The following is a 10,312-nucleotide window of genomic DNA, read 5'->3' as shown; positions in this document are numbered from 1 at the left end:
GGCGACGACCGCATCGTCGGACTGCAGACCCCCGGCGGCTGCGGCGCGCTCCGGCTCGGCGCCGAGCTGGTCGCCAAGGCGAACCCGCTCGCGCGCATCTTCGCCGGCGAGCCGACCTGGCCCAATCACGCCCCTTTGATCGCCTCGGCGGGCGTCGAGATGGTCGCCTATCCCTATTACGCCAAGGACAGCCGCGAGATCTGCTTCGATCGGATGATGGACGCGCTCGGCGAAGCGGCGGCGGGCGACCTGATCCTCCTCCACGGCTGCTGCCACAACCCGACCGGCGCCGATCTCGACATGGACCAGTGGCGCGTCGTCGCCGACATGGTCGCGGAGCGGGGACTGATCCCGTTCGTCGACCTCGCCTACCAAGGCTTCGGCGACGGGCTCGAGGCCGACGCGGCGGGCGCGCGGCTGGTGGTCGAGGCGGCGGAGCAGGCGCTTGTCGCGCAGAGCTGTGACAAGAATTTCAGCTGCTATCGCGACCGGCTCGGCACGCTCTTCGTCAAGGCGGCGAGCGCGACGGCCGCGGCCAACGCCTTCGGCAATCTGCTCGGGCTGGCGCGCACCATGTGGTCGATGCCGCCCGATCATCCCGCCGCGGTCGCGCGGATCATCCTCGACGATGCCGACCTGCGCGCGCTCTGGATGGCCGAGGTCGACGCGATGGGCGCGCGCATCCGCGCGATCCGCGCCCGCCTCGCCGCCTTCGATCGCCGGCTCGCTTATATTGCAGAGCAGAAGGGCATGTTCTCGATGCTGCCGCTCACGCCCGCCCAGGTGATGGGCCTGCGCGACCGGTACGGTATTTACATGGCCGGCTCCGGCCGCTTCAACGTCGTCGGCCTGTCGGACGACAGCGTCGACCGCTTCGCCGCCGCGGTCGTGGAGGCCATGGATGGCTGAGGCGAAGGCCAAGTCCCGTCCCGCGAAGGCCGCCGATCCGGACCCCGGCTTCGACTGGCGGCGGATCGCCTATTTCGTCCACCTCAGCCGCGCGCTCGACACGCTGGAAGAGACCGAGCTCGTCCCGCAGCGCAAGATCCTCTACCAGTTCAGCGCCCGCGGCCACGACATGGCGCAGGTCATGCTGGGCTCGCTGCTCACCCACCGCCGCGACGCCGCCTGCGGCTATTACCGCTCCCGCCCGCTGCTGCTTGCTTTGGGCGTGCCGCCGGTCGAGGCGCTCGGCTCGAACATGGGCCGCGCCGGCGGCTATTCGGACGGGCGCGATATCGGCGTCGTCTTCAACTATCCCAACCCGAACGGCTGCCCGGCGCTGCCGATGTGCGGCGGCGTCGGCGCGCAATATACGCCGACCGCCGGCTGGGCGCAGGCGATCACCTATCATCGCGACGTGCTGGGCGACGAGGGCTATCGCGGCGCGATCGCGGTCGTGCTCGGCGGTGACGCGAGCTGCGCGACCAACGGCTTCTGGTCGGCGCTGACCATCGCGACGACCCAGCAGCTGCCGATGCTCTTCTATGTCGAGGACAACCAATACGGCATCTCCGTCCCGTCGACCTACCAGACGCCCGGCGGCGACATCGCCGCCAATCTTTCAAGCTTCAACAATCTCGAAATCCTGTCCGGCGACGGCACCGATCCGGTCGAGGCGGCGCGGCTGCTGACCGAAGCGGTCGCTTATGTCCGGGGAGGGAAGGGGCCGGCCTTGCTGCGCCTGACGGTGCCGCGGCTGGAGGGCCACAGTTTCCAGGACACCCAGACCTACAAAAGCGAGGACTTCGTCCGCTCCGAATGGGCGCGGGACCCGCTGCCCAAGCTGAAAGCGCATCTCGTCGGCTTGGGTCTGGACGAGGCGGAATGGGGGTCGATCGCCGCCGACGCGGAGGCCGCCGTCGCCGCGGCGCGCGAGGAGGCCGAAGCGCGGCCGGTCGCCGCGCCGGAAAGCGTCACCTCCCACGTCTTCTACGATGGCGAGATGCAGGCGTTCGGCGGCCAATGGACGCGCGGCTACGGCGCGCCCAGATCGACCGAGACGCCGAGGCCCGAAGGCCAGCGCATCAACATGGTCACCGCGATCCGCCGCACGCTGGAGCAGGAGCTGGAGGCGAACCCCCGCATGCTGCTGTTCGGCGAGGATATCGGCCCGAAGGGCGGCGTCCATGCGGTGACGCTCGGCCTGCAGGACAAGTTCGGCATCGCGCGCGTGTTCGACACCAGCCTGTCCGAGGAAGGCATTATCGGCCGCGCCGTCGGCATGGCGCTCGCCGGCCTGATGCCGGTCCCCGAAATCCAGTTCCGCAAATATGCCGAGCCGGCGCTGGAGCAGATCAACGATTGCGGCACGATGCGCTGGCGCACCAACAACCGCTTCGCCGCGCCGATGGTGCTCCGCATGCCGGTCGGCTTCTTCAAGTGCGGCGATCCCTGGCACAGCCAGACCAACGAGGTGCAGTTCGTCCACAATCCCGGCTGGCTGGTCGCGGCGCCGAGCAATGCCGAGGACGCGGTCGGCCTGCTCCGCTCGGCGCTGCGCGGCAACGATCCCATTGTCTTCTTCGAGCATCGGGCGATGCTCGACGATGTCTGGGCGCGGCGGCCCTGGCCGGGCGACGATTATGTCTTACCCTTCGGCCGCGCGAAGAAGACCCGCGAGGGCGACGCGATCACAATCGTCACCTGGGGCGCGATGGTCCCGCGCTGCGAGGCGGCGGCCAAGGATGTTTCCGCCGACGTGATCGACCTTCGCACCCTGATGCCGTGGGACAAGGAGATGGTGCTGGAATCCGTCCGCCGCACCCGCCGCTGCCTGATCGTCCATGAAGACCTGCGCACCGGCGGCTTCGGCGCGGAGATCGCCGCGGTGGTCGCCGACGAGGCGTTCCTCGATCTCGACGCCCCGGTCGCTCGGGTGACGATGCCGGATATCCCGAGCCCGCATAACCCGACATTGCTCGACTGGGCCGTGCCCTCGGTCGCGGTCATCCGGGCGAAGATCGACGAGCTGGTGGGCTTCTGACGATGATCGACGTGCTCGTCCCGATGGAGCAGGAAGGCACCAAGGCGGTGGTCCGCGCCTGGCTCAAGGCGGTCGGCGACCGGGTCGAGGAGAACGATCCGTTGGTCGAACTGGAGACCGACAAGGTCGCGATGGAGGTCCCCGCGCCGGCGGCGGGCGTGCTGACGGAAATTCTCCTGAACAGCGACGCCGATGCCGCCCCCGGCGCGATCCTCGGTAGGATCGATCCTATTGCGGTTGAGGCATCTTTGGTCAGCTCCCCGGCGAAGGCCGGAGCCCAGTCCGAAACAAAAAACGGCGCGGGAGCGCCGCCTGGACCCCGGCCTTCGCCGGGGAACAGCGAAAGTCGCGAATCCCGCCTCTCCCCCTCCGTGAAGCGCGCGGTCCTCCAGCATGACATCGACCCGGCCCATATCGAGGGCACCGGTCGCAATGGCCGCATCACCCGCGCCGATGTCGATCGCGCCGTGGAGGAAGCGACCAGGGTCTCGAAACCGATCGAAGGCATCATCCCCGCAGCCGCCGGCGACATCCGCTCCCACCTCGTCCCGCACGACCGCATGCGCCTCGCCATCGCCGAGAACATGCACCGCTCGGTCACCGACGCGCCGCACGTCACCGCCGTGTTCGAGGCGGATTTCTCGGCGATCATGGCGCATCGCGAGGCGCACAAGGCGGCCTTCGCCAGGAAGGGCGTGAAGCTCACCTACACCGCCTATCTGGTCGCCGCCGCCGCCGAGGCGATGAAGGTCGCGCCGGCGATCAACAGCCGCTGGCACGCCGACAGGCTGGAGCTTTACGACGACATCAATATCGGCGTCGGCACCGCGCTCGGCGAGAAGGGCCTGATCGTCCCGGTCGTCCGCAAGGTGCAGCAATTGAGCCTCAAGGGCATCGCCGCCCAGCTCGAGGAGCTGGTCGAAAAAGCGCGCAAGGAGAAGCTGACCAGCGCCGATATTCGCGGCGGCACCTTCACCATCTCCAATCACGGCGTCTCAGGCTCGCTGTTCGCCGCGCCGATCATCATCAACCAGCCGCAATCGGCGATCCTCGGCGTCGGCAAGCTGGAGAAGCGCGTCGTCGTCCGCGAGGTCGGCGGCGTCGACACGATCCAGATTCGCCCGATGGCCTATGTCAGCCTCACCATCGACCACCGCGTCGTCGACGGCCACCAGACCAACGCCTGGCTCAGCCGCTTCGTCGAGTTGCTGGAGAGTTGGCCGATTGACTAGAACGGCAATTGCCGGCCGACCATCGCGGCTTCCTCGATCCAGCCCGCGACTTCATCGTCCAACTCGCCGGGATCGCGCAGCCTGAACTGATAGACATAGTCGCCGGGCGGCAGATGCTCGACGCGGCTGAAGCGCGGGCTGTCGATCCGGCGCTTGAGCCAGAAACCGCAGACGAGACCGTTCCGGCGGATGCCGGACACGCCCGCGAAGCGGACGCGCATCTGGAACGAGATGCGCGTCTTCGAGACATTGACGGTGACCGGGCCGAACCGCTCCACCAAGGCAAGGAAGGCATCGTAGAGCGGCCGCTTGTCCTCGTGGTCGGCGAAGAAATCCTCGACGCTGCGGCGGACGCAGGAATGCCACATCCGAGGCGTCACGAAAGATTGCCCGCAATCGGGGCAGGTCCAGAGCGGCCTTGGACCTTCGGCCTTCATCGACTGAGTTTGCCACTCGCGCCGCCTCTCGGCAACGCCCTCGTGGCTGTGGCCGTCAACGGCTCCGCGGCGCGACCAGATCGATCTCGTACAGCCGCGACCAATATTTCCCCGTCACGAACAACCGGTCGCGCTCGCGATCATAGGCGATGCCGTTGAGCACGCTGTCCTCGCCGCCGCCATTCTGGATCGCGAGAGCGGTGAGGTCGATCCAGCCGGTCACCCGGCCGCTCGCCGGATCGATCCGCGCGATCATCGGCGTCATCCAGACATTGGCGAAAATCTCGCCGTTGACCCATTCCAGCTCGTTCAGCCGCGGCACCGGAACGCCGTTGTCGGTCACCTGCACCCGGCGCCGCTCGTTCAGCGTTCGCGGATCGAGGAAGCGCAGCTCATGCGTCCCGTCGCTCATGATGATCTCGGCGTCCGAGCGGGTCAGCCCCCAGCCTTCGCCGCCATAGCGCCATTCGCCGAGGCGCCGCAGCGTCCGCCGGTCCCAGCGATAGCCGATCCCGTTCTGCCAGGAGAGGTTGATGATCTGGTCGCCCCAGTCGACGATCCCCTCGCCGAACTGGTCCGGCGGGATGCTGGCCGACTGGAGCACCCGGCCATCCTCCAGATTGACCTGGCGGATCGTCGAATAGCCGATCTGGCCGGTCGATTCGTACAAATGGCCGTCGCGCCAGATCAGCCCCTGGGTGAAGGCGCGCCGGTCGTGCGGATAGGTGGCGGCGACCCGAAAGCCCCAGACCGGCGTCTGCGCACTCTGCTCGTTCTGCGCCGGCTGGGCGGGGGCGGAGGACGGCGATTGGCAGGCGGCGAGGGCAGCCAACGGAAGAAACACGAGGCGCATCGCGCTCCGATACAACATGCCCGGGCCGTCGTCAGTGCTCTATAAAACATTAGCATTGACTAATTAATTAGTGAGCGCTAATTGATTCGGCATGATCCAGTCCGCCGCCATCGATACCGTGCTTCGGGCGCTCGCCGACCCCACCCGCCGTGCGGTCTTCGAGCGCATCGCGCGCGCGGAAGAGATCAATGTGGCCGAACTCACGCGTGACAGCGGTGTGACGCAGGGCGCGGTCTCGCAGCATCTGAAGGCGCTGAAGCAGGCCGGGCTGGTCGTCGAGCGGCCCCAGGGGCGGAACGTTTTCTACCGCGCGCGGCCGGGCGGCCTCGGCCCGCTGTTCGATTGGCTGGGCCACTACGATTCATTCTGGCGCGGCCGGTTCGCCGATCTGCGCGCTCTCTTGAAGGAAATTGACCCATGAGTGACCTTGCCCGGGAGATCGTCGTCGACGAGGTTTTTCCCCATTCGCTCGAGACGATCTGGCAAACGCTGACCTCCGGCGACCTGATGGGCCGCTGGCTGGGCATGGCGCCCTCGGGCTTCAAGCCGGTGGTCGGCAACCGCTTCACCTATCGGACGACGCCGGCCGGAGAATGGGACGGCACGATCCAATGCGAGGTGCTGGAGGTGATCCCGAACGAGCGCTTCGCCTATTCCTGGCGCGGCGGGCATGACAGCAATGTCGGCTACGGCGCGCGGCTCGACACCGTCGTCACTTTCACACTGGAAAGGGCCGACGGCGGAACACGCCTGCGCCTCATCCATTCCGGTTTCGTCCTGCCGAGGAACGACAGCGCCTACCGCAACATGAGCGGCGGCTGGTCGCAGGTCGTGCCGCGGATCGGCACGATCACCGGCGAACAGGATTCCTGAAACCATCCGAAGCGGCGGGGCCTTGGAAAGAGGAGGACATGACATGCACCTGAAGAACCACCCGCCGATCGTGAGCCGCGAGGAATGGGATGCCGCCCGCGCACGCATGCACGTGAAGGAGAAGGCCCATAGCAAGGCGCGGGATGCGCTGGCCGCCGAGCGGCGGTGGATGCCATGGCTGGCGGTCGAGAAGGACTATGCGTTCGAAGGGCCGACCGGCCGTCTGAGCCTGCTCGACCTGTTCGATGGCCGCCGCCAGCTGATCGTGTACCGCGCCTTCATGGACCCCGGCGTGGGCCGTTGGCCGGAGCGTGGCTGCATCGGCTGTTCGCTGATCGCCGATCAAGTCACTCACCCGGCCCATATCAACGCCCGCGACACCAGCCTCGCCTTCGTCTCGCGCGGCTCACAGGCCGACCTCCGCCGCCAGCAGGTAAAAATGGGCTGGGAGCATATCCCCTGGTACACGCTGACCGCCGATTTCGACGCCGATTTCGACGTGGACGAATGGCACGGCACCAACGCCTTCATTCGCGACGGCGACCGGATATTCCGCACCTACTTCATCTCCGGCCGCGGCGACGAGCAGATGGGCAATCCGTGGAACTATCTCGATATGACCGCCCTCGGCCGTCAGGAGGAATGGGAGGACTCGCCGGAAGGCTATCCGCAAACCCCGCCTTACGGTTGGTGGGTCTGGCACGATAATTTCAAGACGGATCCCGAGCGGGAATAATAGGCAGGAGCGAAAGATGAGCGAAGATCGCATTGCCGGCCGGACGGCCGACTGGCTGAGCCTCGCCGCGACGCCAGCCTTCGCCCTGATGGCGCTGCTGGCGTCCGCTCAGGGCGGCGCGGCGGACCTGCTTTGTGGGGCGGCTGGCGGCTTCTCGCCTGGCGGAATGGTGACGATGTACCTGCTGATGAGCGTCTTTCACGTCGCCCCCTGGCTGAGGCTGATCTCCAGCAGGTGAAAACGACCAACAGCTGATTGAGAAAAGGAACGATCGAATGACCGAATCCTATGCGGGCGGCTGCGCCTGTGGTGCGATCCGCTACGAAGTCGCGGGCGAACCGGTGATGATGAACGACTGCCAGTGCCGCACCTGCCAGCGCGAGAGCGGCACCGGCCATGGCTCGCACCTGACCTTCGTCGGCGCGACGGTGCAGGTGACGGGCGAGGCGACGCACTGGGAGACGGCCGGCGAGGGCGGGACGCGCAAGCGCCGCGCCTTCTGCGCGACCTGCGGTTCGCCGGTCTACATCCGCTTCCCCGACATGCCGGAGGTCTTCGTCGCCAGCGCCGGGAGCCTCGACGATCCCTCGCGCTACCGGCCGCAGCTGGTCATGTGGACCGATGCCGGCCAGAGCTGGGATCGCACCGATCCCGCGCTCCCGAAATTCGAAAAGATGCCGCCGATGTAGCGGCCGCTAGGGCTGGTTCATCGTTATCAGCTCGTAGGTCGCGACGATCTCGTCCTTCTGGTTGAAGACCTCGACCGCCCAGCGCACCTCGCCTTTTTCCTCGTCGCGGATGGACTTGGACTTGACCGTCAGCTCCACCCGCATCGAATCCCCGGGATAAAGTGGGGTCATGAAGCGCAGCGTCTCGAGCCCCGTATTGGCGAGCACCGGGCCGGGATCGGGATCGACGAACAGGCCGGCGGCGAAAGAGAGGATCAGATAGCCGTGCGCGACCCGGCCGCCGAAGATCGGCGAGGCCTTGGCCGCCTCGTCGTCCATATGGGCGTAAAAGGTGTCGCCGGTGAAATGGGCGAAATGCTCGATGTCGGCGAGGGTGACGGTGCGGCTCGCGGTCTTCAGCGTGGTGCCGATCTCCAGCTCCGAAATGCGCTTGCGGAACGGATGGACGTCGCCCGCCGGCTTGTCGGCGCCCGGCAGCCATTGGCCGATGATCTTCGACAGCACTTCCGGCGAGCCCTGCAGCGCGGTCCGCTGCATATAGTGTTTGACCCCGCGCATGCCGCCCATCTCCTCGCCGCCGCCGGCGCGGCCGGGGCCGCCATGGACCAAAACGGGGAGGGGGGAGCCGTGCCCGGTCGATTCCTTCGCGCTGGTGCGGTCGAGAATCACCATTCGGCCATGATAGGCGCCCGCGCCCAGCACGAAATCGCGCGCCGTGTCGCTGTCGAAGGTGAACAGCGACAACGCCAGGCTGCCCATCCCCCTGTTGGCCAGTGCGATAGCGTCGCCGAGGTCGCGATAGGGCATCAGGGTCGAAACCGGGCCGAATGCTTCCACGTCATGCACCGCGTCCGATCCCCAGGGATCGTCGGAGCGCAGCAGGATCGGGGCAATGAACGCGCCGTTGCCGGGCACCGGCGATGTGTCAGGATCTCCCGACACGATCCGCGCCGATTGCGCGAGTTCCGCCACCTTCGCCCGCACGTCCTCCAGTTGCCCGCGGCTGGCGAGCGCGCCCATCTGCACGCCCTCCTCGCGCGGGTCGCCTATCCGCACTTTGGCCAGTCGTTCGGACAGCGCCGCCTGCACGGCGTCGAGATGCCCGGCCGGCGCCATCGCCCGGCGGATGGCGGTGCATTTCTGCCCCGCCTTGACCGTCATCTCGCGCGCGACCTCTTTCACGAACAGGTCGAACTCGGGCGTGCCCGGCCCGGCGTCGGGGCCGAGGATCGAGGCGTTGAGGCTATCGCGCTCGGAGACGAAGCGGACGCTCTCTTGCGCGATCACCGGATGCGATTGCAGCTTCATCGCCGTCGCCGCCGACCCGGTGAAGCTCACCACGTCCTGGCAGGTGAGGTGGTCCATCAGGTCGCCCGTCGCGCCCATGATCAGCTGCAGCGTGCCCGGCGGCAGCACGCCGGCCTCGATCATGATCCTCACGCAAGCTTCGGTCAGGTAGCCCGTCGCGCTCGCCGGCTTCACGATCGCCGGCATGCCCGCAAGCAGGGTCGGGCCCAATTTCTCCAGCATCCCCCAGACCGGGAAGTTGAAGGCGTTGATATAGACGGCGACGCCCTGCAGCGGCGTATAGACATGTTGCCCGGCGAAGGTGCCGCCCTTGGACAGGGGCTCCATCGCGCCGTCGATCAGCACCTTGCCGTTGGGCAGCTCGCGCCGGCCCTTGGAGGAGAAGGAGAACAGCGTCCCAGCGCCGCCCTCGATGTCGATCCAGCCGTCGCCGCGCGTAGCGCCGGTCGCGTAGCTGAGCTCGTACAGCTCCTCCTTGCGCGCCATCACCGCGTTTGCCAGCGCTTTGAGAACATGCGCCCGCTCGTGGAAGGTCATGCGCCGCAGCGCCGGCCCGCCGACCCTGCGGGCGTGATCGAGCATCGCCGCGAAATCGAGCCCGCCGCTACCCGTCTCCGCGATCACCTCGCCGGTGACGGCGCTGTGGACCGGCGCGAGGCCGCCATCGCCCGCCACCCACTGGTCGGCGGCGTAATTGAGCAGCTTGAGAGTCTTCATCGCCTCCCCTTAAAAGAAAATTCACGCGGCGGCACCGCCATTGAGGAAGCGACATGATCGAACCCGTAAGGCCTATCGCGCTCGCGGATATCGAAGCGGCCCATGCGCGGATCGCCGGCACGGTGCTCCGCACCCCCTTGGTCCGGCTCGATCTCGGCCCGGACGGGCCGGACATTCGCCTCAAGCTCGAAAATCTCCAGCCGACCAACGCCTACAAAAGCCGCGGCGCCGCGAATGCGGTCGGCAATCTGAGCGAGGCGGAGCGGGCCCGGGGCGTCTGGACGGTGAGCGCCGGCAATGCGGGGCAGGGCGTCGCTTTTGCCGCGCGTGCCGCCGGCATTCCCTGCACGGTGGTCGCGATCGAGACCGCGCCTCAGACGAAGCTGGATCGGATGGCGGCGCTCGGCGCTCGAATCGTGCCCGTCTCCTATGACGACGCCTGGCGGGCGGTCACTGACCATGAATATGCGGGCATGGACGG

General features: G+C 67.4%; 12 protein-coding genes. 9 read left to right on the top strand and 3 right to left on the bottom strand.

Annotated features, from left to right (window positions below):
* The 3 genes from ACT4N3_RS12615 to ACT4N3_RS12605 form a co-directional block, all read left to right on the top strand.
* The coding region (locus tag ACT4N3_RS12615; protein ID WP_444855576.1) for an aromatic amino acid transaminase at positions 1–909 on the top strand (909 nt) is incomplete at its 5' end.
* The gene (locus ACT4N3_RS12610; RefSeq protein WP_444855575.1) at positions 902–2,986 is read left to right on the top strand and encodes an alpha-ketoacid dehydrogenase subunit alpha/beta; all 2,085 of its coding nucleotides are present in this window, start codon (positions 902–904) and stop codon (positions 2,984–2,986) included. The genes ACT4N3_RS12615 and ACT4N3_RS12610, both read left to right, overlap by 8 nt.
* Before the next feature lie 2 nt (positions 2,987–2,988).
* Positions 2,989–4,218 (top strand): dihydrolipoamide acetyltransferase family protein, encoded by a 1,230-nt coding sequence (locus ACT4N3_RS12605; protein ID WP_444855574.1) that lies wholly within the window; start codon positions 2,989–2,991, stop codon positions 4,216–4,218.
* On the opposite strand, the gene ACT4N3_RS12600 is transcribed toward ACT4N3_RS12605, so the two are convergent.
* Complete coding sequence (locus ACT4N3_RS12600; RefSeq protein WP_444855573.1) at positions 4,215–4,586, bottom strand: DUF5655 domain-containing protein; 372 nt, start codon at positions 4,584–4,586, stop codon at positions 4,215–4,217. The genes ACT4N3_RS12605 and ACT4N3_RS12600 overlap by 4 nt on opposite strands.
* A gap of 124 nt (positions 4,587–4,710) precedes the next feature.
* Complete coding sequence (locus ACT4N3_RS12595; RefSeq protein ID WP_444855572.1) at positions 4,711–5,508, bottom strand: glutaminyl-peptide cyclotransferase; 798 nt, start codon at positions 5,506–5,508, stop codon at positions 4,711–4,713.
* Between the two features lie 91 nt (positions 5,509–5,599).
* Here ACT4N3_RS12595 and ACT4N3_RS12590 point away from each other — a divergent pair, with 91 nt between their 5' ends.
* The 5 genes from ACT4N3_RS12590 to ACT4N3_RS12570 are packed head-to-tail and all read left to right on the top strand — an operon-like array spanning position 5,600 to position 7,806.
* Positions 5,600–5,929 carry an ArsR/SmtB family transcription factor gene (locus ACT4N3_RS12590; RefSeq protein WP_444855571.1) on the top strand — a complete coding sequence of 110 codons (330 nt, stop codon included), beginning with the start codon at positions 5,600–5,602 and terminating at the stop codon, positions 5,927–5,929.
* A complete protein-coding gene (locus tag ACT4N3_RS12585; protein ID WP_444855570.1) occupies positions 5,926–6,381 on the top strand; it encodes an SRPBCC family protein in 456 nt (151 codons plus the stop codon). The genes ACT4N3_RS12590 and ACT4N3_RS12585 overlap by 4 nt, the downstream gene beginning before the upstream one ends.
* 43 nt (positions 6,382–6,424) lie before the next feature.
* On the top strand, positions 6,425–7,117 hold the full coding sequence (locus ACT4N3_RS12580) for a DUF899 domain-containing protein (protein ID WP_444855569.1): 693 nt from the start codon (positions 6,425–6,427) through the stop codon (positions 7,115–7,117).
* Positions 7,118–7,133: 16 nt separating this feature from the next.
* Complete coding sequence (locus ACT4N3_RS12575) at positions 7,134–7,355, top strand: hypothetical protein (RefSeq protein ID WP_444855568.1); 222 nt, start codon at positions 7,134–7,136, stop codon at positions 7,353–7,355.
* Positions 7,356–7,392: 37 nt separating this feature from the next.
* On the top strand, positions 7,393–7,806 hold the full coding sequence (locus ACT4N3_RS12570) for a GFA family protein (protein ID WP_444855567.1): 414 nt from the start codon (positions 7,393–7,395) through the stop codon (positions 7,804–7,806).
* Between the two features lie 6 nt (positions 7,807–7,812).
* Here ACT4N3_RS12570 and paaZ read toward each other — a convergent pair whose 3' ends face one another.
* The gene (gene paaZ / locus ACT4N3_RS12565; RefSeq protein ID WP_444855566.1) at positions 7,813–9,831 is read right to left on the bottom strand and encodes a phenylacetic acid degradation bifunctional protein PaaZ; all 2,019 of its coding nucleotides are present in this window, start codon (positions 9,829–9,831) and stop codon (positions 7,813–7,815) included.
* Between the two features lie 53 nt (positions 9,832–9,884).
* On the opposite strand from paaZ, the gene ACT4N3_RS12560 reads away from it, so the two are divergent.
* Positions 9,885–10,312: pyridoxal-phosphate dependent enzyme (locus ACT4N3_RS12560; RefSeq protein WP_444855565.1), on the top strand; the 428-nt coding region annotated here is incomplete at its 3' end.

The sequence above is a fragment of the Sphingosinicella sp. genome (assembly GCF_052388015.1).
GTDB lineage: Bacteria > Pseudomonadota > Alphaproteobacteria > Sphingomonadales > Sphingomonadaceae > Allosphingosinicella.
Note: the sequence above shows the minus strand (reverse complement) of the source record. Positions and strands in the feature narration are given on the sequence as shown.

Excerpts from the sequence above, each read along its gene's own strand:
- ACT4N3_RS12610 (WP_444855575.1), top strand. The coding sequence starts at position 902 with ATGGCTGAGGCGAAGGCCAAGTCCCGTCCCGCGAAGGCCGCCGATCCG.
- ACT4N3_RS12605 (WP_444855574.1), top strand. The coding sequence starts at position 2,989 with ATGATCGACGTGCTCGTCCCGATGGAGCAGGAAGGCACCAAGGCGGTG.
- ACT4N3_RS12600 (WP_444855573.1), bottom strand. The coding sequence starts at position 4,586 with ATGTGGCATTCCTGCGTCCGCCGCAGCGTCGAGGATTTCTTCGCCGAC.
- ACT4N3_RS12595 (WP_444855572.1), bottom strand. The coding sequence starts at position 5,508 with ATGCGCCTCGTGTTTCTTCCGTTGGCTGCCCTCGCCGCCTGCCAATCG.
- ACT4N3_RS12590 (WP_444855571.1), top strand. The coding sequence starts at position 5,600 with ATGATCCAGTCCGCCGCCATCGATACCGTGCTTCGGGCGCTCGCCGAC.
- ACT4N3_RS12585 (WP_444855570.1), top strand. The coding sequence starts at position 5,926 with ATGAGTGACCTTGCCCGGGAGATCGTCGTCGACGAGGTTTTTCCCCAT.
- ACT4N3_RS12580 (WP_444855569.1), top strand. The coding sequence starts at position 6,425 with ATGCACCTGAAGAACCACCCGCCGATCGTGAGCCGCGAGGAATGGGAT.
- ACT4N3_RS12575 (WP_444855568.1), top strand. The coding sequence starts at position 7,134 with ATGAGCGAAGATCGCATTGCCGGCCGGACGGCCGACTGGCTGAGCCTC.
- ACT4N3_RS12570 (WP_444855567.1), top strand. The coding sequence starts at position 7,393 with ATGACCGAATCCTATGCGGGCGGCTGCGCCTGTGGTGCGATCCGCTAC.
- paaZ (WP_444855566.1), bottom strand. The coding sequence starts at position 9,831 with ATGAAGACTCTCAAGCTGCTCAATTACGCCGCCGACCAGTGGGTGGCG.